This is a genomic window from Pseudomonas sp. B34(2017) (assembly GCF_002112915.1).
Taxonomy (GTDB): domain Bacteria; phylum Pseudomonadota; class Gammaproteobacteria; order Pseudomonadales; family Pseudomonadaceae; genus Aquipseudomonas; species Aquipseudomonas pharyngis.
Genome location: NZ_NEJA01000007.1, coordinates 169,140 through 194,521 on the forward strand (window position 1 = coordinate 169,140; position 25,382 = coordinate 194,521).

Genomic DNA, 25,382 nt, shown 5'->3' on the forward strand with positions numbered 1-25,382 from the left:
GAGACGGTGATGCTCAATAAAATTTCAGGTGAGCTGTCAGCCCTGCGTCGCAATGCGTTGATTGATTTCTGTCTTCACGCAAAGCATGACAAGGCCAATCATCCCTTTCCGATGAATACCCAATCGGCGGATGATCTCTGGGAATGGCTGCGCTCCGACCCGCTGGACAGCGATGAGATTGAAACCTCATGGGTAGCGGAGGCCGTGAGCTGTTTGCAGGCTTACATTCATGCGGTGTTCCAGAAACTCGAACCGGGGTACGACGGGCGGGAGTTCGAGCCCACCCTTCTGGAAGAGTGGGAGCTGGCCGGCAGTTACGGGTCGTGGTCTGCAATGATGCTGCTGTTGTGCACACCTGAGGATTACATCACGCCCTATGTGCGCATCCGTAAAACCGAGTTGTTCAGAGCTCTTGAAAGTCATGTGAATCAGACCTCGATCACTGACGACTCGGTGCTCAAGGGCGCACAGCGCTATTTACGCAGCTTCGAAGAAACCTGCAATCTGAACGTACTGAGCGGATATCTGGATGGTGCCAATCCGCTGGACACACGTTATTACCTGGTGGGCAGGGAACGCGTTGCACCTTATGGCTGGTTCTGGCGTGAGGCCAATATCAAACTCGCGGTCGACTCGCCATCGGTCAACCCGACTGACTGGCGAGAATGGAAATCTGCCGACATTCCCACCGATGACACCGTGCTGGACTGTCGGATGGTCTTTTGGGAGGGCCGGTCATGCATGGTCTGGCTTCAATGGCGCCCGGGTCTTTTCGATAAAACAGGTGAGATGCAGCGCCCCCATGAGCTGGAACTCAGGGTGGCGTTTATCGCGCTGGACGACAGCTGGTCGCCACCCATTCGCTTGCATCTGCTGCAGACGGACAAGGACGTGTCGAAGGGGTGCCGGTTGGTCGCGGTGATCTTGCGCGACGAGATCGATACCTCGTATCCCAAGGGCAGGCTGGCGGTGCATGTGACCAATGCCCAGCCCAAGGCACTGACGTCGTCAGCGCGGTCTGTCGCGATTTATGAAACCCGTGACTCGCTGTTTCGCAAAGTGAAGGATGAAACGGCGGTCATGGATTACCTGGCCAATCACCTGTTTGTCGATCCCCATACGCTTCAGCAAAAGATGCAGCCGAAGCTGTTTCCTTCCGTTGACAGCCAGATCACCAAACCCGGCACGCTGGCCGAGTACCTTGGGATCAAGGCTTATATCGTGCGTAACAGCCCTACCGGGTACTCGCTCTGGGTTCAGGGCTATTGTGCTCATGTCTCATATGGCGATGGCACTGGGATAGATTTCACGCTGACCGTCAAGGGTTCCACCGGTGATGACCCGGAGCTGCCTACCGACAAGTATCCGTCCTCCGGCGGATGGGCAACGAAATGGCTGGAAATCAAACGGACGGCGTTCAACAGCAGCACGATCACCGTGACGCTGACAGGCGCCGCAGACAATGGTGAGCGAACCCTCGTCCTGAGGGTCCCCGCCAAGCTCGGTGAGCATGGACCTCTGCCGTATATCCATGACACCGATGCGCAGGGCGCCCAGTTTCTGGCCTTCAATCAACCGTCGAGTGTTCTCAAGCTGAAATACGTCCGGCTCAATACGTTGATCGGGCACGAACTGGTGCTGCAATCCAGTGTATCGATCGGGGCGTTGCTGGACTGGGCGACGCAGTTTCCGAAGGAGCCGCCTTTGCCCGAGGGCCAGGTCGAGCCGAACGGTCCGTTCGATGGCGCCAACGGTCTGTTTTTCTGGGAGCTGTTTTTTCACTTTCCGCACCTGATTGCCGCCCGGCTGCGTGACGAGAACCGTTTTGAAGCGGCCCAGCGATGGCTGCATTACATATTCGACCCTCAGTCGCCTGCGAAACCGGCGGACGGTCATGTCCCGCCAAAACCACCATACTGGAATTGCCGGCCTCTGGACGCGGAAAAGCCCGACATCGCCTGTGAAGTCTTCGCACCGGGGGATCCGGATGCTATCGCCTATTCATCGCCCTGGCATTACCAGGTCGTGATTTTCCTCGACTACGTGAACAACCTCATCGCCTGGGGCGACTGGCTCTTTCGCCAGATGACGCGAGACAGCCTGACGGCTGCCAAGCTGCAGTATGTTCGGGCCAGATCGCTGATGGGGGCCAGGCCGGATACCCGTAGCGTCAATCGCTGGTTTGCAAAGGAGCTTGGTGAACTTGTGGGAGAGATGCAGACCCGACCGGCCCTCGCGGATTTTGAAAAGACACTGCAGCTGCGAGCAGAGGATTTACCTGTCAGGGCTGCGCGTACTCAGCATTTGGGTGTCTACGGCACGCGTTCTTTCAAGATGCCGGTCAGCCCGCGCTTGCTGACGTTCTTTGACCTGCCTGATCAGCGTATCGCCAACATTCGTCATGGTCGGACAATTGACGGCAAGCTTGCATCCATCCCTCTTTTTACCGCCATGGATCCAAGGGAGTTGTTGAGCCGCCTGGCAGCCGGTAACGCGGGACCGGTGCGACCGATGGGTGGGCAGTTACGAGTGGCAGTCTATCGCTGGAACGTACTGTTCGATGCAGCGTTGCAGATGGTGCAGCACTTGCAGGAGCTGGGGAACGAAGTGCAGCGCCTGCTTGAACAGCAGGATCGTGTCCAGCAGGAGACGATGCAGCAACGCCACTTGACTGAGTTGGGCGAATTCGCTCGTCGGGCACAGGAAGAATCCATCGCACGTGAGGTCGAGAGTCTTACGGCGCTGCAGCACAGTAGAGCCATGGCCGAGGAGCGTGAACTGCATTACGCCGATCTGTACGACAAGCACATTTCTCCCGATGAGTTCAAAGTCATGGAGCATGTTGAAGCTGCTTCGGGCTTGGCTTCTCTGGCCACCGGCTTTCAGATGGGGGCGGCGGTTATCCATGCGTTCCCCAACATTTTCGGAGTGGGCGCCAATGGCGGTCATCAGCCAGGTCACCTGGTAAGCGCCGTGGGGTTTGGTTTCCAGATCGCTGCAGACGTGCAGCGCGCCAATGCCGACAAGACGGCTACCTCCGAAAGCTATCGTCGCCGCCGAGAGGAATGGCAGTTGCTGCGCAATCAGGCGATTACTGAAAAAAATGCGATCAGTGCCCAGATTGCGGGCCAGGAACGGGCGATCAATGCAGCAAGGATCAATCTGGAACACACCCTGGCCGTGAATAGTCAGGCGCTCAAACTGTTCGAGTTCCTGCAGACCCGGGCGACCAACCTGGAGCTCTACCAGTGGCTGATGGGGCAACTGCAGACCCTGCACTTTCAGGCGTATGACGCCGCTGTTGCACTGTGCCTGAGCGCTCAGACAGCCTTGCGAGCGGAAACCTGTGAGTTCGATGCCTATCAACTGGACACCTATGTCTGGCGCGACCAGCGGCGCGGCTTGACGGCTGGCGCGACATTGCAGTCCGGACTGTTGCGAATGCGGTCGGAATATTTGCAACGCCATGAGCGACGCCAGGAGATCGTCAAGACCGTTTCGCTGCAACGGTTGTTCGACGATCCGGCGACCCGGCCCAAGGGTTATGACAACTGGACTGATGCGCTGGGGCAATTGGTGGATAAGGGCATACTGGATTTCGAGCTGATTCAGCTGCTGTTCGACCGCGATTACCACGATCATTACTGCCGCCAGATTTTACGCGTTGAAGTCACTCTGCCGGTGCTCACGGGGCCGTTCGAAAATGTGGTGGCGAACCTGATGCAGGTCGGCAGCTATATCGCCACAAAACCGTCGACCGAATCGCTGGAGTATCTGCACTCCGGTGAGGGCGTTGCGCCTGTCGACGTGCTGATCAATCTGAGCAGTGGGCAGCAGGTTTCCCTGTCCTCTGGTTTGGACGACATGGGCATTGTCTCTCTGAGAGCTGACGAAGGCATGACGCTGCCGTTTGAAAACACTGGTGCCGTCTCGCGCTGGCGGATCGTGTTTCCCTGGCATTTGAAGCAAAAGCCGATGCTGTTATCGCTGACCGATATCGTGCTCAAGGTGTTTTACACCGCCAAGGTCGGGGATCTGGCGTTCTCCAGAAAAGTACAGGAACTGGTTAACGAAGCTGAGCGCAAGGTCGAGACCAAGGGAACGCAATCATGAGCGAAAGAGATATCGACACGGAATATAACTTCGTTAAGAACGGCGACATGACTCAGGGCTATGCCCACTGGGTCGATGTGGTCAATCCGGGAGGTGTTGGTATTCGGGAAGACACATGGGGAGACGACATCGTATCGATCATGACGCTCACCCACCGCGCTGCGGTTCGGCAAAGGATGATCGTGCCGATCGGACAGCAGGAGGAGGCCCGGTATAGCCTGCGTTTTCTCTACGAGAACACCTATTCGTCATCGCCCGGGCTAGTGGTGCTCAATAAAAGAGGGAGTGTAGAAAAGTTTGAAATCGAATTGCCGGTGAAGGCGAGGGTGCAGGATGCCGATCCTTTGGCGGTTGATCTGACCGAGATGCGCGAGGATTTGCCGGACAGTCTGGGTTTACAAGCGGGTGATGAGCTGGAGATCAATTTGAGCAGCCCGGCAAGGGGTGTGGGCGAACCCAGCTCTGTGGAAATTCGTCTGACCGGGATAGAGGTAAAGCTGATTCTTCCGGCGCTGGCGTTGGAGGCAGTCATCAATGATGGCAAACGTTTCGTCGCGGGCAGCGTCCTGCCGATCTGCCTGGGGGCTACCGGGGATCAGCGTCACAGGGTTTCTTTTGAGGTTGACCCGCAGAGTGTCTGGAAAAATCTCGAGGCCAGCCTGTGGCTTGAGGGCAACCCGCAAGAGGCCATTACCGCTGAGCCCGAGTTGGGAAAAGCTCAGCCCATCAGTCTGGACTGGCTGCTGGATTGTCCGGAGCCGTCAGGCAAAGAACCTCATGAACTGAAAGCGAAGATCTACAGCAAATACTCGGCGCCACCTTGTACGCTGTTGGTTTCCTGGGGGCATCATCTGTTGGAGCTGCTCGCGCTCAAAGAGGCCGAGACGTACCCGGTCGTCGAGTACAACCAATCGGTGGAACTGCAGGTTCGGGTCAGATCTCTCTATACCCAAGACCCGGTTGCGAGTGAGGTGGTCTGGCGAGTAGAGGGTGAGGCGGGGAAGGTTCTGCACCGGGCACCCACCGATGCTCAAGGCCGTGCGACGTATCTTTACACTCCAACCGAGGAGGGGGTGAGCTGGGTTACCGCCTCGGTTGCCAGTCTTTTGTCCGACGATGGTGAAGCGACGCATACCTTCGAGGTTCGGGCGTTTGCCACTGATCCATTCAAAACCTTGCAGGCCCGGTTCAATGGAGGGACTCCGGCCGTCTGGGGAGCGCAAACCCGCTATCCGGAGCGCGGCGAGCGCTTCCTCGTCAATCTGGACATGCCTGCGGAGCATCCTTTGAGCGCTGCCCGGTTTTTTCTGATCTGGGCAAAAGGTGATTCTCAAGCGGACGTGGGGGCAACCGCTCAACCGGACTTCGGGGCGCCAGCGCCTGTTGTTGACGGTACAGTCCTCTGGACAACGACCTTCGAGGACAAGCGCGACGGCCAATTTGACTGGGCCCTCGGTTGTTCCAGGTTGCAGCATTTATCGCCAGGCAATGCCCTGTCGCTGGCGTACAACAGAGTCAAGATCGGCGGGATCTGGGGACCGAACAAGTCGCCGGTGGTGGACGAAGGCGACATCGTCACCTGTATGGTGAAAGTGCAAAGGAGTGATGGACTACCGATCGGCAATGTCGAGGTCGAGTTTAATACACAGACCGGGACGGTCAGATCACTGACGGGCGTGGATGGTTGGGCAAGTGTGGATCACCAGCCAATCGATTCCAATGACTACTCAATTACTGCGCGGATACAGCGCCACGAAGACGCGCCAGTGGAAGAACATTCATTCGCCGTCAAGCCTCTGCTCACCAACGCATGGAAAGGGCAGGTCAACGTGTTTTTGGACGGGAAGCCGGTCGATCCACTGATTCAGGGCGTGGTCTGTTGGCGTGGCAGAGCGCGCAAGCTGCGTATTGATCCCGTTGCGAACAGCAGCTTTATCGGCAAGCCGATTTTACTGGCGTGGAATGGGAATACGCCCCCTTTGCCGGGACTCCAACTGAGTCCGGAAGCCGGTGTCGCTCGAGTGATGAGCGCTGACGGTCTTGAGTGGGACATCATTGCTGACCCGGACAAGAGTGGACTCTCGACCCTGGCGTTCCGCAGTTCCCATTTGCAGGAAGAGTACGAGTTTCCCGTTCGGCTGCTGGACAACAATCTCGCCACTGAGATCCAGGCGATGCTCGACCATGTTCCAGCTGAATCGGGTAAGGACACGTTGTATCCCTGCCTGGGGGCGACTCACCAGTCGATACTCATGCCGCGTGGGCTCAGCGCTTTACATGGATTGCCAGTGAAGTCGGCTATCACACCATTGGCACCGGGAATGGTGGTCAAGCCGCCACTGATTGACGATGTCTTTATGACGGCGGGGGGCGCGGAAAGGCAACTGGACTTCACCAGTAGTGCCGTCGGTGTCGAGATGACTCAGACCACTACCATCGTGATCGATGGAGAGTCGCTGACGACAAGGACTCAATTGAAACTGGGCCATAACAAACTCAAGATTCTTGCCAGGCGCGGTCCGGCGGTTTATCCCGTCATGAGCAAAGGCGAGCGTGCCCGGATCGAGGTTCGGCTGGGTTCGTCGTTCAATGATCAGCCGGTCGAGGGTGCAGAAATCGTGATGCAGATCGGGAGTTCCGAGCCGGTTTTCTTACGGACAGACACCGATGGCTGGGCGCGGCATGATGCCCTGCCGAATCAGGCGGGTGTAAGTCGTGTCACCGCTGTCGTCACAAACCCTTACGATGGTTCAACGGCCCAAACCAGTGCTGAACTCAATGCCTTGGCAACGGATCCTTGGCGGGATCTCTTGATAGCCATCAACGATTCAGAGCAGCATGCGTGGGCCGGAAGGTCACTCTTTCCAAGGCGCGGTGAAGAGTTCGGTTTTCGCCTTCTTGCCAATGATGGCAGCCCTTTGCGCGATCAAATGTTGGCGCTCGGTCTGGTCAAACCCGGCAGGAGTGAGCTCGGGCTTGAATTCAACCGGCCGTTGGGTGAGTTCCACCCGTTGAGTGAGTCGGGGCTGGAGTTTCGGTTCAAGGATGGAGATGTGAAGGATGCCAGTGTGTCTTTTCAGTTGGCAGCCTCTTGCTTGCTGGAACGATCTTCTGTTCAGCACCTGTCTTTGGGAAATCGAGCCTTTGTCGCCCGGATTACCGCGACCAGTAGTGTTCATGAGGTCGTTGATTGGGGAGCAGCAGTGAAGGCTGAAGTCACCGTAAAGCATGCGTTGACCGGAAAGGCCATGAGAGGTTTACCGATCCGGTGGGAGTTGTCGGAGCAGGAATCGCGGGTAACTTCCACCAACTATTGGGGTGTCGCTCGGATCAGCTTTGTTCCCGAAGTAGCAGGGGCCGGTTTCATCACCGCTACGGTTGCGGGCGGCGCTGATTCGGCGTCAGTCAACTTTCGTTATTCAATGAGCGAACCGTGCCGGATTAAAGAGTTGGTCGTTGATTCGCCAAGTGGTCATCCCGGGCAATCAGTGTCGGCGCATGTATTGGTGGTTTCGGCCCTCAGTGAGAAGGCGCTGTCGGGAATCGAAGTGAGGTGGCAACACGGCGGTCAAACATTGCCTTCGACGTTCACCGATGCGCAAGGCAAGGCAACGATCGAGTTCTGGAGGGTGCCAGGTGAAACCCGATTGATCGCATCGGTTCAAAGCGGTTTGGTCGGTAGCAATGTGAAGTCGTTGATGGTGTCTGCTCCGCAGGATGAATTGGTCGTAGCAGAGTTGACCAGTGAAAAAACCAGTTTTTGGCTGGGAGATACCATGACAGCACAAGCCCTGGTGCACTATGAGCAACACGGGGGAGTCGCACCCGGCGTACCGGTGGTTTGGCACTTTCCGCATTTGCAGTCGCGCACGTCCATGACCAATGAAAACGGGCTGGCAAAGGTGGAGGTGACTGCTGCGCATGTTGGCTTGCATCAGTTGGCTGCCCATGTCCGCGAAGGTGCCGCCGGATCGAAGACTCTGGGTTATGAGGTTCTGGATCCACTTGATTCTCCTGATCATGCGGATATCGAGTCAGTGACTGCTTCGATCAGTCCGGTACTTATTAACACATACACCACAATGACCGCGCTGATCGTGGGAACGAAGTCCCGACAACCCATGGCCAACAGGAAAATTTTCGTTTCCAGAAATGGGCAAGCAAGCCAGGAAGCGCGCACTGACAGTCAGGGCAACTTCTCGCATTCCTGGTCGCCGACTTCAACCTCCGAGCAGGTTTCTCTCTGGGTAACCCTGGAAAACCCCGGCGGTAGTTCGGTCAGCAAGGGGGTGACTGTGCCTGTTGTGGAACGTTGATCCGGCAGTCACAAGACTTCGCTTTTTTTCCAGGCCAGATATCGCGCCACCAACTCGGCGCCCAGTTCCGAGGGTCGGGCATTGATGATCGGTACTCCGTGAGTCCTCAACTGCTCGTGGAGTCTTGCCGTGCCGTTCAAGTAATCCACCGTTGCACAATAGGCCAGCGCATCCGTCAGCGATTGAACCGGAGTCAGCCGCACGTCTTCGAGCCTTTCTTCGTACAGGCTGGCGATGAGTACGCGGTGTTGCTTGCCCAGTTGTGTCATGGCACTCAGCAGTTCTTCATTGCTCTCATCCCGCACATTCGTCACCAGCACCACCAGCGCCCGACGCTTTTGCCTTATCAGTAACTGATTCACCGCCGCCGTATAATCCGCAGAACGTCGTGTGCTATCCAGATCGTAAACACCGTTGAGCAACACCTTGAGCTGCCCCGCACCTTTGACCGGTGCAATAAACCGCGACTGCTCGCTGGCGAAGGTGTACAAGCCCACCGCATCCCCCTGCCGCAACGCCACATAACTCAACAGCAGACACGCATTCAACGCATGATCAAAATGCGACAGCTCCCCATCCTGACTGCGCATCTGTCGCCCGCAATCGAGCATGAAAACAATCTGTTGATCCCGTTCGTCTTCGTACTCCCGGGCAATCGGTGTGCGATGGCGGGCGGTGGCTTTCCAGTCGATCTGGCGCAGGCTGTCGCCTTCGCGAAATTCCCTGAGCTGATGGAATTCCATTCCCAGGCCACGACGCTGGCGCTGACGCACACCGAGCTGGCTGAGCCAGTTGTCGACCGCCAGCAACTGGCCGCCGTAGAGACGGGCGAAGTCGGGATAGACGCGGGTGTGGTCGGTGATGGTCAGCAGGCGTTTGCCGGACCACAGGCCTAAGGGGCTCGGCAGGTTGAGTTCGCAGGTTTCGAAGGTGTAGTGGCCGCGTTTGAGCGGGCGCAGGCGATAGCCGATCAGGCTGCGCTGGCCGGGTTGCAGCTCGGTGGAAAGCGGCAGGTTTTCGTGGCTGAGGCCATCGGGTACATGGTCGAAGAGTTGAATGGTCAGTGGCTGGGCGAAGTCGTGTTCGACGTCCAGCCGGATTTCGCTCCAGCGACCGAGGGCCAGGCTGCCGGGCATCTGTCGTTGCACGCGGGGCGAGGGCAGGCGCTTGAGACGCAGCGCGTCCAGCAGGCTCAGCGCAAACAGCGCCAGCAACAATCCCCAGTTGATCGAGAGCAGGCTGGCGGGTACGTCGAAGTTCAGCGCCTGCAACGTGCCCAGCACTATGCTGATGGTCAGCAGGATCGCCAGCCAGATCAACAACAGGCGCGAGGGTTTCACAGGCGCGGCGCCGGTACTTGGTCGAGCAGTTGCTGAAGGACTTGATCGATTTGCAGCCCTTCGATGTCCAGCTCCGGTGCAAGGCGTACGCGATGGCGCAACACCGCCAGTGCGCAGCCCTTGATGTCGTCCGGGATCACGAATTCGCCGCCGCGCAACAGGGCTCGGGCGCGGGCACAGCGCACCAGTGCAATGGAGGCGCGTGGCCCGGCGCCGAGGCTCAGCCCCGGCCAGGTGCGGGTGCTGCGCGCCAGACGCACGGCGTAATCGAGCACCTGATCGTCCAGCGGCAAATCGCTGGCGATGCGCTGCAGGGCTTGCACGTCCTTGGCCTGCAGCACGGTGCGCAGCGGTTGCACATCGAGCATGTCGGCGCGAGTCGAGCGGCTGACCTGCCGCACCATGTCCAGCTCCTGATCGGCGTCGGGGTAATCCACGCGCACCTTGAGCATGAAGCGATCGAGCTCGGCTTCCGGCAGGGGATAGGTGCCTTCCTGTTCGATCGGGTTCTGCGTGGCGAGCACCATGAATGGCTGGGCAATCGGCAAGGCCCGGCCTTCGAGGGTGACCTGACGTTCCTGCATCGCTTCGAGCAGGGCGGCTTGGGTCTTGGCCGGGGCGCGGTTGATCTCGTCGGCCAGCAACAGGTTGGTGAACAGCGGGCCCTTGCGCAGTTTGAACTGCTCGGTCTGCAGGTCGTAGACCGCGTGGCCGGTGACGTCGCTGGGCATCAGGTCCGGGGTGAACTGGATGCGCGCGAACTCGCCGCCGAAGCACTTCGCCAGGGCGCGTACCAACAAGGTTTTGCCGAGGCCGGGAACGCCTTCGAGCAGCACGTGGCCGCCGGCGATCAGCGCGGTCAGCACGTCGTCGATCACCGGGTTCTGGCCGATCAGCGCTTTTTGCAATTCGCCGCGCACGGCCTGGGCCAACTGGCTGGCGCGCTGGCGTTGCTGGGCCACGTGGCTGGGCGAGCCGGGTTCGATGTGTTCGGTCATAGCGTGTTCCTCAAGGCTTGCAGGTGGGCGACCTGACGGCAGAATTCGGCGCTGGACAGGCGCCGCTTCGATGCCGGGCTCAGGGCCTGGCTGATGGCACGGGTCGGTTGGCGGGTCAGGCGCGACAGCACCAGCCATTGTTCGGCGACATTCAGTTGGTCGAAACCGGGATGTCGATGACGGGCGCGGCGCAGAACGTCCTGCTGCAACGCTTGCAGCAAGGTCTGCTGGCCGTTGTGACGCAGGATGAAATCGCCACTGGCGCGCAGGTGTTCCATCAACTGTCGACGACCACTCGGAGACGGCGCCTGCACCGGGCCGTGACGCACGCCGACATGCCACAGCCACAGACCTATCAACGCCAGCAGGGCGACGATGGCTTGCGGGAAATAGCGCCAGAGCAGGGTCAGTAGATTGTCGTGTTCAGTGTTGTACAACAAGGTCACGGCCGTGTCGGCGCTGAGGTACCAGAGCAGCCAGGCATTGTCGTGTTGCGCAATGGCCGGGGTTTTCCACAGATCGGCATCGGTGACCACGGTGATCGTGCCGAGGCCGAAAGCCAGTTGCATCATGTGCGTGGCTTTCGCGCTGTTGGCCCAGGCCTGGGCGAGGTTTTTCGGGTCCTCGAGATGGAAGGCGGTGTCGAATCCGGCGTAGGCGGGTGCGTCCTCGTCTTCCAGATAGAGTTTAGTCAGATTCGGGAACGGGTCTTCGGCGTCATCCGGCGGCGGATCCTTGAGATCCTTGCTGAAGAGTTGATGCAGTTGCACGCGGTCGAGCAGCAGGTCGTTGCTCTGGCCGGTCTTTTCATCCCAGATCGACTCGGCGACAAACACCAGCCTTCCGCCGGCCCGGGCCCAGTTCAGAACCTGATCGACCTGGCGTGGAGTCATTTTCGAGCGGTCGTTGAACATCAGCAGCGTGTGCTGGCGCGGATCGATGTCGGGCAACACGGCAAGGCTTTCGGCATGACTGACGTCGATCCCGCGCTCGCGCAGAAACATCTCCGCTGCCAGATAAGGATTGGCTTGCGCAGCGGGGGACGGGCCGTGATCGACTTCGGCCTGGTACGGCGTGGCCTTGAGGTACAGATAAATGCCCAGCGCACCGAGCAGCGCGACGATCAACGCGCCGCCCAAAAGCCAGAGTGCGCGCCGGTTCAACGGGCAACTCCGTGGCCGAACAGGGACCGCCAGCCATCACACAATTCCTGTTGCAGATGCGCCGCCGGCACGCGGTGCCCGTAGGCCATGTTCTGCCAGTGACCGGTGAGGTGACGGCTATAAGTGAGCAGATCCGGGCGCTGCAACTGTTCGATCCGGGCCAGCACTTCGTTTTCGGTATCGGCGGGTTTCAAGGTCAGGTTGAAGTCGTGCAATAGATGACTGAGCAATGCCCGGTACAGCAGACCCAGTGCCGCGCGCGGCTCGGTTTGCCAGAGCTGTTCCGCGTGGCTGGCGATGTCATCGGGCAGGCTTTGCTTTTGCAGGTCCAGACCGAAGGCCTGTTGCGGCAAGGGTCTTTTGTTCGGTTCGGGCAAGCGCGGACGACGGCCGACGAAGGTTTGCAGAAGATCTCGATAACGCCAGACCAGCCAGCCGAGCCCGGCGATCACCGCGCCCCACAGCACGACTTCGATCGCCTTGGCCAGGCCGTCGAGGTGTCGACCGTCAAGCCACTTAAGCAGGGTTTTCAACCATTGTGGTGCCTCGCCTTCCTTGGGTTTTTCGGCAGCAGCGGGATCTTCGCCAAAGCGATAACGGGTAACGGTTTCCTTGTTCTTGAACGGCGGTTGTTCGAGCAAGGCCTTGATGCTGTCGCGTGATGCCTCGCTGGTCAGCGGCTGGTTCAACAGACGCGGTGCATCTGGAGCCGTGGCAGGTTCGGCAGCCCAGGCTGAGGGCAACCCCGGCAACAGCAGACACACCACCAGCAGTAAGCCGATTGCGCTGCTGTTCAAACGCTGGCGCAAGCGGCGGAATACCAGTTCGATGTCCCAGGCTTCGAGGACGGTGCGGCGGTTCAGATACAGGCTGAATCCGCAGGCGACATATACCGGCTCCCAGATCACCAGAATCAGCGCATAGAACGCGTTGGTCAGATGCTCCAGCCAGCGCCATTCGTAGTCGGCCGCGAAGATCAGGCTTTGCCAGTCCCAATCGGTTTCGACCTGTTGCGGCAGCAGCAGATAGAACAACACCATCAGCCCGATCCACAGCGCCGTTTCAAGATGCACGCCGATGATCGTCAGCCACTGCGCGGCGCCGGCATTGCGTTGCAACAACACCTGCAAACGCTGCTGGCGGGCCGTGCCGTCGAGGCCTTCGAGTTGCAGCACGGGCAGCAGGAAGCTGCGGCTCAGGCTGAAGCGGCGCCAGGTCAGGCTGGTGAGCAGTTGCGGCTTGAGCAGGCGCGGCCATTGGCGCAAGGCCTGTTTCAAAGTGGGCGTTTCGCCGAACAGCGCCTTGGACAGGATGTACAGCGGCAAGCGTTCGTAGGCCGGTTTCAGCCACCAGAAGATGAACACGGCGATTGACGGCGAATCCCACAACAACAGGCTGAGCACCGCGAACAGCGGCAGGGTGACGATCGCCCAACTGGTCATCAGCAGGCGCCGGTGCTGCTGGCTCATGAGCACGCCCAGATCCATGGCTTCCCAGGTGGTGCGCGGACGGATCGCCACGGTGGCGTCACTCAGGCGCATGACGGGTCCTTCCGGCGAACAGCAGATAGATCGCCACGCAAATCCAGAGCCCGGCGCCGACCAGGTATTTGGTCTGCGGCGTGACTCCGGTACGCGACGACCAGTAGGCTTCGATAAACGCGGCGATCAACAGAAACAGCATCACGCCGCAGATCAGCAGGATGCTCTGGAGCGCCGCAATCTGCAGGGCTTCGATTCGTGTCAGGCGTCCCGGCGCGATCAATGCCCAACCCAGTTTCAGTCCTGCCGCGCCGGCCAGAGCAATGGCGCTGAGTTCGAACGCACCGTGTCCGATCACGAACGACCAGAAGGTCTGGCCGAAGCCGATTTCACTGAGATGCCCGGCCACCGCGCCGATGATCAGCCCGTTGTAGAACAGGAAAAACGCACTGCCCACCCCCAGCAGCAAACCGCTGGCGAAGGTCTGAAAGGCGATGCCGATGTTGTGCATGATGTAGTAGCCGAACATCACCCAGTCTTCGCTCGCCGCGCGCTCGGCCGAACGCCCGAGATGGCCGGCGGCCGGGTCATACATGCTCTGCATCTCGCGCACCTGATCGGCGGGAATCAGGTTGTAGACCAGCTCCGGAAACAGGAAAACCAGGACACCGAAACCGATCAGGCTGCCGAAGAACAGCAGTGCGGCGACCAGCACGAAGCGCCATTCTGCGCGGACTAATCGTGGAAAACCGGCCAGGATGAAACCCAGCACGTTAGCGCCGAGCTGGCTGCGATGACGGTAAAGCTGTTGATGGCCGCGCAGTACTTGCTGTTGCAGGGAGTCGACGAGAAAGCTGCTGTAACCGCGTTCCTGTGCCAGGGCCAGATGCTGGCAGAGTCGCCGATAAGCCTTTGGAAATTCCGCAACCTGCGAAGTGTCCTTGCCGCGTTCAAGTCGTTCGAGGGCGAGGCTGAAACGCTCCCATTCGGCCTTGTGGCGGGATTCGAAAAGGCTTTGCTTCATGTCGGACCCAACAGGCCGCGAGCGATGCCGTTGAGTTCACCAACGGCTTTCGGTGCGCTGATGTGCAGTGGCTGAGCAAGCAATGCAGCGAGTTCGTTGACCCGCGCCGTCGACAGTTCGCCCTGGCGTTCGGCGAAGGCGAGCAGGGCGCGTTGTTCAGTCAGGGTCAGCGGGATCGGCGAGCGGCGGGGTTCGGCATCGGGCAACTGCGGGCGCTTGAGAGGGCGTTCGCTGTAGATCACCAGCGTGCCGGCCGCGATGTCGCCGAGGCGTTTGAAGGTCGGGTGTTGCAGGCAACTGATCGCACCGAGGAAATAGCCGAACGGCATCAGGTCGACAAAACGCAGCAGGTTGCGCAGCAGCGACGCCGACCAGCCGACCGGTGTGCCGTCGTCGTGCACTACTCGCAAGCCCATCCATTGCTTGCCCGGCGAACGGCCCTGACGCAGCACTTCGAACAGCACCATGTACCACCAGCTCACCACGAACAGCAGCAGTGAGCCCAGGCCGATACCGAGTTTGCCGAGCAGCGCCAGCACCATGAGCAGCAGGCCGAGGATCAGCCCGCGCAACCCCAGATCGATGGTGAACGCCACGGCGCGCACCATCAGGCCGGCGGGACGCAGCGGCAGGTCGATGCCTTCCGGCGTTTCGACCTGATGCCGTGTGTCCAGTGGCGGGGCCAGCGGTGCTTTCCTTGGCGGTGCTGTGGTCTCGAGCATGGGCTACCTGATGTTGCCGGATCGGGATGCAAGTGCGTCCGATGCTAGCAGTCTCTCGGGGGGAAACGACATAACTATGTCATACACATCTTTCAACCAAAGGTGACTGAATGATGCGGTGCTGGCCGCGACAGCAGTCGAACGCCTAGACTTTGCCGATCTTCAGTTCAGGAACCGCCCGTGACTTCCATTTTCTGGTACGACTACGAAACCACCGGCATCAATCCCCGATGCGACCGCCCGTTGCAGGTGGCCGGGATCCGCACCGACCACGAACTCAACGAAATCGACGCGCCGGTCAATCTCTACTGCCAGCCCAGCGAAGACATCCTGCCGCACCCGGCGGCGTGCGCAATCACCGGCATCACCCCGAGTCGCCTCGCCGAACAGGGCTTGAGCGAAGCCGACTTCATGACCCGGGTCCACGCCCAGCTCGCGGCTCCCGGTACCTGCGGCGCGGGTTACAACACCTTGCGCTTCGACGACGAGATGACCCGCTACAGCCTGTACCGCAACTTTTTCGATCCCTACGCCCGTGAATGGCAGGGCGGCAACAGTCGCTGGGATCTGATCGATGTGGTGCGCGCCGCCTACGCATTGCGCCCGGACGGGCTGGTCTGGCCGACCGACGACGAAGGCAAGGTGACGCTCAAGCTCGAACGTCTGACCGCCGCCAACAACATCGACCACGGCAATGCTCACGAAGCGTTGTCGGACGTACGCGCCACCATCGCCCTGGCCCGGTTGATCCGCGAGAAGCAGCCGAAGCTGTATGACTGGCTGTTCCAGCTGCGCAGCAAACAGAAGGTCATGGACCAGATTCGCCTGTTGCAGCCGATGGTGCACATTTCCGGACGCTTCTCCGCTGCGCGCAGTTATGTCGGCGTGGTGCTGCCGCTGGCCTGGCATCCGCGCAACAAGAACGCGCTGATCGTGTGTGATCTGCACCTGGATCCGCAGGGTCTGCTCGACCTGGATGCCGAAACATTGCGTCAGCGCCTGTATACCCGCCGTGACGATCTGGCCGAAGGCGAGTTGCCGGTGCCGCTCAAACTCATCCACATCAACAAGTGCCCGGTGGTGGCGCCGTTGGCGGTGCTGCGTGCTGAAGATCAACAGCGTCTGGGTCTGGACATGGCGTTGTATCAGGCGCGTGCATTGCGACTAAGTGACGCACAACAAGTTTGGAAAGATAAAGTCTCGGCGATTTATGCCAGCGAAGATTTCGCCTCGAGTGAAGATCCCGAACAACAGTTGTACGACGGATTTATCGGTGATCGCGATCGTCGTTTATGTGAGCAAGTGAGGGCGACCGATCCTGCTCAATTGGCGCGAGAGCAATGGCCGTTCGATGACGAACGTTTGCCCGAATTGTTGTTTCGATATCGAGCACGTAACTTTCCCGATACGTTGAATTTCGAAGAGCAAGAACGCTGGAAAATCTTTTGCCGGCAACGCTTGTCCGCGCCGGAGTGGGGCGCTCCTAATACCTTGCAATCTTTTGCCGAGGCCATGGAGCAATGGCTGCTTAGTGCTGCGCCGATGCAGGCCGAGGTGTTGGTTGAATGGCAGAACTATGTCCAGGCATTGCGCAAACGTTTGGATCTTTGAAATCGAACATGTCCGGCGCTTGAATGCCGGGCATAAAAAAACGCCAGCATTCGCTGGCGTTTTTTTGTGTCACAGAAGCGCTCTGCGACAAGGGTTGCGGCTTAGCCCAGCAGGGTAGCCCAGCCTTCAACCACGTCACCGCCCCACTTGGCTTTCCACTCTTTCAGAGTTTTGTGGTTGCCACCTTTGGTTTCGATGACTTCGCCGTTGTGCGGGTTTTTGTATTGTTTAACTTTGCGAGCACGCTTGGTGCCGGTAGTTTTGGCTGCGCCGCCACGTGGAGCCTTGGTTTTGGACTCTGGATCCAGCAGCGCGATGATGTCGCGCAGGGATTTGGAATATTCGCCCATCAGTGTGCGCAGTTTGCCTTCGAATTCCAGCTCGGCTTGCAGTTTGTCGTCTTGCGACAGGTTCTTCAAACGGGCTTGCAGCTCTTTGATAGCTTCTTCGGTGGCACGATATTCGTTGATCAAGGACATGATTACTACCTTATGTGGGAGTGCGCGATGGCAGGGGACAGTGCGGCAATAATAGTCAGGCTGTTTCATCAAGTAAACATTTAACCGGGGTTTTTATTTGAATTAGTTACGTTGAAAAGCCCTGAATTGAATGTTCAGTTAAATATTGTGATGGAGTCTTCACAGATATTCACACAGCTCCGTTCAAGCATGGCTATTGCAACGCCATCATTCTGGCGTTTACGCGCGTCAAAAAAGCTGCGACGGGCTGCCGTGAGGCTCCGAGGGTCATCAATACTGCAGTTTTCCCGCGCAGTCGCTAGAATGGCGGCCTTTGCGAAGTTCTGGAGTTTCCCCCTCATGCGCACTTTTCGGTTGGTGATTTCTTGCCCGGACCGCGTTGGCATCGTTGCCAAAGTCAGTAACTTTCTGGCGGCCCACAATGGCTGGATCACCGAAGCGAGCCACCACTCGGATAACCAGGTCGGCTGGTTCTTCATGCGTCACGAAATCCGTGCCGATTCCCTGCCTTTCGGTATCGAGGTGTTGCGCGAGAAGTTTGCACCGATCGCCGAAGAGTTCTCGATGGACTGGCGCATCACCGACACCGAGCAGAAAAAACGCGTGGTGCTGATGGCCAGCCGCGAATCCCACTGCCTGGCTGATCTGCTGCACCGCTGGCACAGCGACGAGCTGGATTGCGAGATCTCCTGCGTGATTTCCAACCACGACGACCTGCGCAGCATGGTCGAGTGGCATGGCATTCCTTATTACCACGTGCCGGTCAATCCGCAGGACAAGCAACCGGCCTTCGACGAAGTGTCGCGTCTGGTCAAGCAGCACGATGCCGAAGTGGTGGTGCTGGCGCGCTACATGCAGATCCTGCCGCCGGACATGTGCCGCGAATACGCGCACAAGGTGATCAACATTCACCACAGCTTCCTGCCGTCGTTCGTCGGTGCCAAGCCGTACCACCAGGCTTCGATGCGCGGCGTGAAGCTGATCGGTGCGACCTGCCACTACGTGACCGAAGAGCTGGACGCCGGCCCGATCATCGAGCAGGACGTGGTCCGCGTCAGCCACAGCGACAGTATCGAAGACATGGTGCGTTTCGGCCGTGACGTCGAGAAGATGGTGCTGGCCCGTGGCCTGCGCTATCACCTGGAAGACCGCGTGCTGGTGCACGGCAACAAGACCGTGGTGTTCTGATTCAGGTTCGCTCCCACGCAGAGCGTGGGAGCGATCCATGGACCGTGAGGAATGACCGATGAGCGATCCACTGGACAAAGCCACTTCCAAGGCACCCGCCACCTTGGGCGAAGGCTGCTTGAGCCGCTATGACCCGGATGACCTGAGCCCGGAGGACGGCACGGAGTTTCCCGGTGCTGCCGAACTGTGGGAACAACTCAAGGACGAAGAGGATGACCTCAAGAAGCCTGTCTGACGCTCAGCAGTTTTTTCAGCAATGGCCGGCCCAGCATCAATAGAAACACCGGGCCACCGACCAGAAGATAGAAGTAATACGTCACCACCCGCCAGATCAGGATCGCCGCCGCCGCGGTCGATTTGCCGACCATTGGCGCCAGCAGCGCCGCCGAGGTCAATTCCGCTGCACCGGCACCGCCCGGCAACAGGCTGAATTGCCCCGCCCCCAGCGAAAGCATCTGGATCAGAAACGTCCAGGCCCACTGCACATCCGCCCCCAGACCGCGCAACGCCAGATACAGCACGCTGTAACGCAGCGACCAATGCACGCAGGTCAGGACGAACACCTTGATCAATGTCGCCCAGGGCAACTTCAGCGCATCGGTGAAAGCTGCCAGAAAGTGCAGTAACTGCCGCGCCCAGCGCCGTCGAGTTCGCGGTTCGATGTTCATCCCGGCCAGCAGTCGTCCGCTCAAGCGGATCAAACGGCGGTGATAGCGCGCAACCAATATGCAGCTCAGCAAGCCCCCGGACAATGACACGGCGCTGACAATCAGCAGCCATTCCATACGATCACTCAGATGCTGGAACAGCGCGTAGATCAGAATTCCGCTCAGGGCGCAGAGAAAAAACAGCAGATCGCTCAACTGATCCATCGCAAACACGGCGCTGCCCCGGGCCGGGCGCACGCCGCTGCGCGCCAGCAGCGCCATGATCGTCAACGGCCCTCCGCTGCCGCCGGGCGTGGCGCACCAGGCGAATTCGGCCGCCATCACCACTCCGAGGCTTTTCACGGGCGTGACCCGGTCACGCTGATCGCCGAGCAGCAGCCGCAGGCGCAAGGTGTTGATGCCCCAGCACAGCAGCACCATGGCGAACATGATCAACAGCCAATTCAGCGGAAAAGCCTGCAAGCGCTCCCAAGTCTCGCCGCCGCCGAGCAGGACGGGCACCGCCACGGCCACCAACAGGCCGATCAGCAACAGAATGCCGCGACTCAAGCGGCACGCTCGGCTTGAGTGTGCTGGCGTGTCAGCCAGTCGATTTTGGTCATGGGCACGCGTCCGTCCGCCAGCAGTCGTTCAAGGGTGCGCCACCAGTAATCCCGGGAAAAGCGGTGACGCATGTCCACCGGGTGCAAGCCTAGACGAATCACCGGCGCCTGACGCCAGCGCTGCTCACGCTGTTCGCTGACGATCTTCGACACCCCGCGACGCCAGGCACTGCGCGCGCTCCACACCAGTCCGGGGGCCTCGACCGCCGCGAAATCCGGCAAGTGATAAAGATGCTGCGGATCGCTGGTGTAGCGTAGCGGCAATTCGCGCAGTGCCTCGCGCGTGCCTGCGCTCATCAACCAGGCGGGGGCGACGAAACCGTGCAGCGGCCAGCCGTGGCGCCGAAACAGATCGATCCCGGGACGCAGGCGGGCGAGGGCGGCTTCCTGGGACAACTGATAGAACTCGCCTTCATGGGTGTAGACCCGCCGCATGAACCAGTCGCGAGCGGTGCGCGGGCCGGGCTCGGTGTCCTCATGAAAGTGGCCGTGCAGGGCCAGTTCATCGCCGCGGGCGACGCGCTCGTCGAGCATGCGACAGAACTCCGGGTGGGCCTCAAGGGCATCGTGGCGATGGAAGTCCGGGACCACCAGCCACGTCATCGGGACGTTGCCCAACCGGTCAACGGCTTCGACAAACTCTCGATAATCGGCCCACGTGGAGGGTGCCACGTCATGCAGCACCAGCATTACCGCCGGGCGCTCGTGTGATTCAGCCATTGGCCACCCGAGGAACCGAATCGCCGAGTACCGCGTGGTAATGGCTCAGCAGGCTGTCGACCACCGTGTCCCAGGCGTAATGCCGTTCGACATGTTGGCGTGCCTGTCGACCGATTACGTCAGTCCCGCGACTGAACAGTTCGCGCACGGCATTGGCCATGGCTTGCGAATTGTTCGGCGCGCAGAGCAGCCCGCAACATTCGCTGACGATTTCCTCGAACGCCCCGGCTGCCACCGCCACCACCGGAATGCCACAAGCCATGGCCTCCAGGATCACCAGACCGAAGGTTTCCTGATCGCCTGCATGGATCAGCGCGTCGGCACTGGCCATCAACCGCGCGACCTGTACGGCAGGGCAGAACCGGTCGATCACGCTGACATTGTCCGGGACGGACGCCGGCATCGACGAGCCGACCAGCAACAAGTGATAACGCGGGCCCAGACGTTTCATGCAGTCGAGCAGCACCGGCAGGTTTTTCTCCTTGGAACCGCGACCGGCAAAGATCAGCAGGCGCGTGTCCTCGGCGATCCCCAGCTCGGCGCGTAATCCAGCGTCGCGGGCATCCGGGTGGAAGGTCTGAAGGTCAACGCCCAGTGGCTGCACATATACGTTGCGTACCCCCAGCCTGCTGAGCTTGTCGGCCATGACCTGGCTGGGGGCCAGCACCCGGTCGAAGTTGCCGTACAACTTGCGCACATACGCATCGACATTCGGTGTGACCCAGTGGCCCATGCGGTTGCCCACCAGCAGCGGCAGGTCGGAGTGATAGAAGCCGATCACCGGCACGTCCAGCTGCCGACGCGCATCGAGCGCAGCCCAGGCAGTGAGGTACGGATCACCGACTTCGATCAGATCGGGTTGCAGATCCTGCAGGACGTTTCGCCAAGGGGCCAGGCGCAGGGGGAAACGATAGCCCTTGCCGAAGGGCAGGGCAGGGGCGGGAACCGTATAAACGCCGTCAGACTCACCAAAATCCGCCCCGGGGATCAGCAGGCTGTGGCGGATGCCGGGCTTGACCCCCAGCCGACGGTGCTTGGCATCCAGATAGGTGCGCACGCCGCCGCTGGCCGGGGCGTAGAACATGGTGATGTCAGCGATATGCACGGTGAACGTCCCTCCGCAGTAATCTCCCTTGGTTGACCTTTATCAAGAATAGATGTTCGGTCGGGGTTTCGCGGTGGGGGGTGGCAGGGGGATTTGTGCTGGGGTTGAGGGCGTCAGGCCCTCACCCTAACCCTCTCCCAGGGGGAGAGGGGACTGACCGAGGTGTTTGGTCGTGATACATCGACCTGAAAGTTTCGCGCCGAGCTCAGGACCTGAAAACCCTGAAGATCTGCTCCCTTTCCCCCTCGCCCCCTTGGGGGTGAGGGGGTAGGCTTTTGATCTTGATCTTAGATCCGGAAACTACCCACCAACTGCTTCAGTCTCGAAGCCTGCTGCTCCAGATCCGAACAGGCACGCAACGTCGCCTGCAAGTTCTCGACGCCTTCCTGGTTCAGCGTGTTGATCTCGGTGATATCCACGTTGATCGACTCGACCACCGCCGTCTGCTCTTCCGTCGCGGTCGCCACCGACTGGTTCATGCCGTCGATTTCACCAATGCGCTGGGTCACGCTGTTCAGGCGCTCGCCGGCGAGGTTGGCGATGTCCACGCTGTCCTGGCTGTGTCGCTGGCTGTCGCTCATGGTGCTGACGGATTCGCGGGCGCCGACTTGCAGCTCCTCGATCATGGTCTGCACCTGTTGCGCCGATTCCTGGGTGCGGTGGGCGAGGTTGCGCACCTCGTCCGCCACCACCGCAAATCCGCGCCCGGCTTCCCCGGCACGCGCTGCTTCGATGGCCGCGTTGAGCGCCAGCAGGTTGGTCTGCTGGGAAATGCTGGTGATCACTTCCAGGATCTGGCCGATGTTCACGGTCTTGCTGTTCAGCGATTCGATGTTGCTGCTGGAGGCGCTGAGCATGCTCGACAGTTGATTCATCGCCTTGATGCTGCGCTCCACCACTTGCTGGCCGTCTTCGGCCAGGCCACGGGCGTCGCTGGCCTGGGTCGAGGCTTGTGCGGCGTTGCGGGCGATTTCCTGGGCGGCGGCGCCGAGCTGGTTGATCGCCGCCGCCACGCTGTTGGTGCGCGAGGCTTGCTGGTCGGAGTTGTACATCGACGAGTTCGAGGCGGCGACTACCCGCAAAGCGACTTCGTTGACCTGGCCGGTGGCCGACGACACTTCGCGAATCGAGCCGTGAATACGCTCGACGAAACGGTTGAACGCCGTACCGAGCACGCCGAATTCGTCCTGGTTCTGAATGGTCAGGCGCTTGGTCAGGTCGCCTTCGCCGTCGGCGATGTCTTCCATGGCGCGGGTCATGACATGCAGCGGCTGGATCAGGATGCGGATCAGCATACCGAGCAGGGCAATGATGATCGCCACTGCAATCACGGTCGCGATCACGGCCGAGGTGCGGAATTCGCTGAGCATCGAGAAGGCTTTGTCTTTGTCCACAGACAGGCCGATGTACCAGTTCACCGACGGCAGGCCTTTGATCGGGGTGAAGTTGACGATGCGGGTCTGGCCGTCGACGGTGACTTCAGTGAAGTCACTGCTGATGCGCGGGGTGTCCTGCGGATAGGCTTCCTTCAGGGACTTCATCACCAGGGCCTTGTCCGGGTGCACCAGGATCTTGCCGTCGGCGCTGACCAGGAACGCGTAGCCCATGCCGGAAAAATCTCGGGCGCTGAGGGTGTCGATCAGGGTTTGCAGGCTCAGGTCGCCGCCCACCACGCCCACGCTCTGGCCGGCCTTTTTCGCGGCGGTGGCGATGGAAATGATGGTCTGGCCGGTGGCCGCGTCGATGTACGGTTCGGTCAGGGTCGAAGAACTGCTGCTTTCGGCACCCTTATACCAAGGGCGAACCCGTGGATCGAAACCGTCCGGCATCTTCGCATCCGGGCGGATGGTGAAGTGCCCGGTGGCATCGCCCAGGTAGGACGCCATGAAGGTCGACGTCAGGGCTTTCTGTTCCAGCAGGCTGGCGACGGCGGCAGGCTCGGGATTGATGGCGATGTTCTGCGCCGCGTTCTCGATCAGCAGGATGCGCCCGCTGAGCCAGGTCTGGATGTTGTCGGCGGTGACCTCGCCCATCTCGTTGAGGTAATTGTCCAGGTCCTCGCGGATCGCATTGCGTTGCAACCAGTCGTTGTACAGCGTGAACGAGGCGAAGGCGGCGATGACGATGAGGGCGGCGGCAAGCAAAATTTTATGGCTGAAACGCAGATTTTTGTTCATGGCTTGGGGTTCCGCTAAGGTCTTATTATTCAGGGCGTGCTTCTATAGATGCTCGCTAGGTGGGCTTGATGGGTACAAGCAGGTATTTCCGCTTCTCCTTAGGGAAATCTCCGATGCGGATGTCAGTCGCATCTGTCACCTTTAGCTATCGGCCATGCTCGACAAAGATTAACCATTGGGTGACCAAATGCCTGACTCCTTGCAACTCGTAATCGGCGCCGACCTCGCCGGGCAACCGATCGCCCAGGCCATGCGCCTGGCCAACCGTCACGGGCTGGTGGCCGGGGCCACCGGTACCGGCAAGACCGTCACCTTGCAGCGCCTGGCCGAGGCGTTCAGTGACGCCGGCGTCGCGGTGTTCGCCGCCGACGTCAAGGGCGACCTGTGCGGCCTCGGTGCTGCCGGCAATCCCCAGGGCAAGATTGCCGAGCGCATCGCCGGCATGCCGTGGCTCAATCACAAGCCTCAGGCGTATCCCGTGACCTTGTGGGACATTCACGGTCAGTCCGGTCATCCGTTGCGCACCACGCTGAGCGAAATGGGCCCGCTGCTGATCGGCGCCCTGCTGGAGCTGACCGACAGCCAGCAATCGGCGTTGTACGCCGCTTTCAAGGTGGCGGATCGCGAAGGCCTGTTGCTGCTGGATCTCAAAGACCTGAAAGCGCTGCTCAATCACCTCAAGGACAATCCGCAGCTGTTGGGCGAAGACGCGGCGCTGTTCACCACCGGCTCCAGCCAGGCGCTGTTGCGGCGTCTGGCGACGCTGGAGCAGCAGGGTGCCGAGGCGTTGTTCGGCGAGCCGGCGCTGCAACTGGAGGACATTCTGCAGCCGACCGCCGATGGTCGCGGACGCATTCATCTGCTCGACGCCAGTCGTCTGGTACATGAGGCGCCGAAGGTCTACGCGACCTTCCTGTTGTGGCTGCTGGCCGAGCTGTTCGAGCAACTGCCTGAACGCGGCGATGCCGACAAACCGTTGCTGGCGCTGTTTTTCGATGAGGCGCATTTGTTGTTCGGTGACACGCCCAAGGCGTTGCAGGAACGCTTGGAGCAAGTGGTGCGGCTGATCCGTTCCAAAGGTGTGGGCGTGTATTTCGTCACTCAGTCGCCGGGCGATCTGCCGGACGACGTGCTGGCGCAACTGGGGCTGCGGATCCAGCACGGCCTGCGCGCGTTCACCGCCAAGGAGCAGAAATCCCTGCGGGCGGTAGCGGATGGCTTCCGGCCGAATCCGGCGTTCGATGCATTGTCGGTACTCACCGAGCTCGGGATTGGCGAGGCACTGGTTGGCACGCTGCAAGAGAAGGGCACACCGGAAATGGTTCAGCGAGTGCTGGTGGCGCCGCCGCAATCACGAATCGGGCCGTTGACCGAGACCGAACGCACGATGCTGATTGCCGGTTCGCCGTTCAAGGGCCGTTATGACAAGCCGATCGATCGCGAGTCGGCCTATGAAATCCTGATGGGTCGCAAAGGACTGGCGCCGGAGGCGGAAGCGGCACCGGGCAAACCGGCCGCTGAAGAGCCGAGCCTGGCGGACAAGGCTGGAGAATTCCTCGGGACGGCGGCGGGGCAGGCGCTCAAGTCGGCGATGCGTCAGGCGGCGAATTCGCTGGGTAAACAGTTGGTGCGTGGTCTGATGGGGTCATTGCTCGGGGGCAGCAAACGCCGCTGA

The 25,382-nt window shown here is 60.1% G+C and carries 17 protein-coding genes and 1 pseudogene; 6 read left to right on the forward strand and 12 right to left on the reverse strand.

The genetic code is table 11. From position 1 onward, the window contains the following. Positions 1 to 9 precede the first annotated feature (9 nt). Positions 10 to 4,113, forward strand: coding sequence for a neuraminidase-like domain-containing protein (locus tag CAF80_RS22375; protein WP_074688385.1), 4,104 nt, complete (start codon positions 10 to 12; stop codon positions 4,111 to 4,113). Beyond that, positions 4,110 to 8,429 (forward strand): hypothetical protein, encoded by a 4,320-nt coding sequence (locus CAF80_RS22380; protein WP_074688382.1) that lies wholly within the window; start codon positions 4,110 to 4,112, stop codon positions 8,427 to 8,429. Before CAF80_RS22375 ends, CAF80_RS22380 begins: the two co-directional genes overlap by 4 nt. Positions 8,430 to 8,437: 8 nt before the next feature. On the opposite strand, the gene CAF80_RS22385 is transcribed toward CAF80_RS22380, so the two are convergent. From CAF80_RS22385 to CAF80_RS22410, 6 genes are read right to left on the reverse strand one after another with little or no spacing between them, the layout of a single operon-like run. Beyond that, on the reverse strand, positions 8,438 to 9,769 hold the full coding sequence (locus CAF80_RS22385) for a DUF58 domain-containing protein (protein ID WP_074688380.1): 1,332 nt from the start codon (positions 9,767 to 9,769) through the stop codon (positions 8,438 to 8,440). After that, complete coding sequence (locus CAF80_RS22390; RefSeq protein WP_074688378.1) at positions 9,766 to 10,767, reverse strand: MoxR family ATPase; 1,002 nt, start codon at positions 10,765 to 10,767, stop codon at positions 9,766 to 9,768. The genes CAF80_RS22385 and CAF80_RS22390 overlap by 4 nt, the downstream gene beginning before the upstream one ends. Beyond that, the gene (locus CAF80_RS22395; RefSeq protein WP_074688376.1) at positions 10,764 to 11,930 is read right to left on the reverse strand and encodes a DUF4350 domain-containing protein; all 1,167 of its coding nucleotides are present in this window, start codon (positions 11,928 to 11,930) and stop codon (positions 10,764 to 10,766) included. The genes CAF80_RS22390 and CAF80_RS22395 overlap by 4 nt, the downstream gene beginning before the upstream one ends. Continuing rightward, positions 11,927 to 13,471 carry a DUF4129 domain-containing protein gene (locus CAF80_RS22400; protein ID WP_074688374.1) on the reverse strand — a complete coding sequence of 515 codons (1,545 nt, stop codon included), beginning with the start codon at positions 13,469 to 13,471 and terminating at the stop codon, positions 11,927 to 11,929. Before CAF80_RS22400 ends, CAF80_RS22395 begins: the two co-directional genes overlap by 4 nt. Further along, positions 13,458 to 14,435: a stage II sporulation protein M gene (locus tag CAF80_RS22405; RefSeq protein ID WP_074688528.1), complete on the reverse strand. Its 978-nt coding sequence runs from the start codon at positions 14,433 to 14,435 to the stop codon at positions 13,458 to 13,460. Before CAF80_RS22405 ends, CAF80_RS22400 begins: the two co-directional genes overlap by 14 nt. After that, positions 14,432 to 15,157 carry an RDD family protein gene (locus CAF80_RS22410; protein ID WP_074688372.1) on the reverse strand — a complete coding sequence of 242 codons (726 nt, stop codon included), beginning with the start codon at positions 15,155 to 15,157 and terminating at the stop codon, positions 14,432 to 14,434. The genes CAF80_RS22405 and CAF80_RS22410 overlap by 4 nt, the downstream gene beginning before the upstream one ends. A 180-nt stretch (positions 15,158 to 15,337) precedes the next feature. Between CAF80_RS22410 and sbcB the strand changes: the two genes are divergently transcribed. Then, entirely contained in the window at positions 15,338 to 16,768 is a 1,431-nt protein-coding gene (gene sbcB / locus CAF80_RS22415; RefSeq protein ID WP_074688370.1) for an exodeoxyribonuclease I, read from the forward strand. 101 nt (positions 16,769 to 16,869) lie between these two features. Here the strand turns inward: sbcB and mvaT are convergent, their stop codons facing one another. Next, a complete protein-coding gene (gene mvaT, locus CAF80_RS22420) occupies positions 16,870 to 17,247 on the reverse strand; it encodes a histone-like nucleoid-structuring protein MvaT (RefSeq protein WP_007951234.1) in 378 nt (125 codons plus the stop codon). 339 nt (positions 17,248 to 17,586) lie between these two features. Between mvaT and purU the strand changes: the two genes are divergently transcribed. Further along, entirely contained in the window at positions 17,587 to 18,435 is an 849-nt protein-coding gene (gene purU / locus CAF80_RS22430; protein ID WP_011335666.1) for a formyltetrahydrofolate deformylase, read from the forward strand. 58 nt (positions 18,436 to 18,493) lie between these two features. Next, positions 18,494 to 18,670 carry a hypothetical protein gene (locus CAF80_RS28925; RefSeq protein ID WP_007951232.1) on the forward strand — a complete coding sequence of 59 codons (177 nt, stop codon included), beginning with the start codon at positions 18,494 to 18,496 and terminating at the stop codon, positions 18,668 to 18,670. Here the strand turns inward: CAF80_RS28925 and CAF80_RS22435 are convergent. From CAF80_RS22435 to CAF80_RS29290, 5 genes and pseudogenes are all read right to left on the reverse strand, one after another. Then, the gene (locus CAF80_RS22435; protein ID WP_074688366.1) at positions 18,654 to 19,652 is read right to left on the reverse strand and encodes a lysylphosphatidylglycerol synthase transmembrane domain-containing protein; all 999 of its coding nucleotides are present in this window, start codon (positions 19,650 to 19,652) and stop codon (positions 18,654 to 18,656) included. The genes CAF80_RS28925 and CAF80_RS22435 overlap by 17 nt on opposite strands. Beyond that, positions 19,649 to 20,425, reverse strand: coding sequence for a DUF2334 domain-containing protein (locus CAF80_RS22440; RefSeq protein ID WP_074688364.1), 777 nt, complete (start codon positions 20,423 to 20,425; stop codon positions 19,649 to 19,651). Before CAF80_RS22440 ends, CAF80_RS22435 begins: the two co-directional genes overlap by 4 nt. Next, positions 20,418 to 21,530, reverse strand: a complete 1,113-nt coding sequence (locus tag CAF80_RS22445) for a glycosyltransferase family 1 protein (protein ID WP_085667949.1) — start codon at positions 21,528 to 21,530, stop codon at positions 20,418 to 20,420. Before CAF80_RS22445 ends, CAF80_RS22440 begins: the two co-directional genes overlap by 8 nt. A 287-nt stretch (positions 21,531 to 21,817) precedes the next feature. Then, positions 21,818 to 22,582 (reverse strand): methyl-accepting chemotaxis protein, encoded by a 765-nt coding sequence (locus tag CAF80_RS29285; protein ID WP_371855245.1) that lies wholly within the window; start codon positions 22,580 to 22,582, stop codon positions 21,818 to 21,820. Between the two features lie 93 nt (positions 22,583 to 22,675). Next, positions 22,676 to 23,707: pseudogene (locus CAF80_RS29290) on the reverse strand (cache domain-containing protein); the annotation flags it as partial. Positions 23,708 to 23,894: 187 nt separating this feature from the next. On the opposite strand from CAF80_RS29290, the gene CAF80_RS22455 reads away from it, so the two are divergent. Further along, positions 23,895 to 25,382: a helicase HerA-like domain-containing protein gene (locus CAF80_RS22455; protein ID WP_039766209.1), complete on the forward strand. Its 1,488-nt coding sequence runs from the start codon at positions 23,895 to 23,897 to the stop codon at positions 25,380 to 25,382.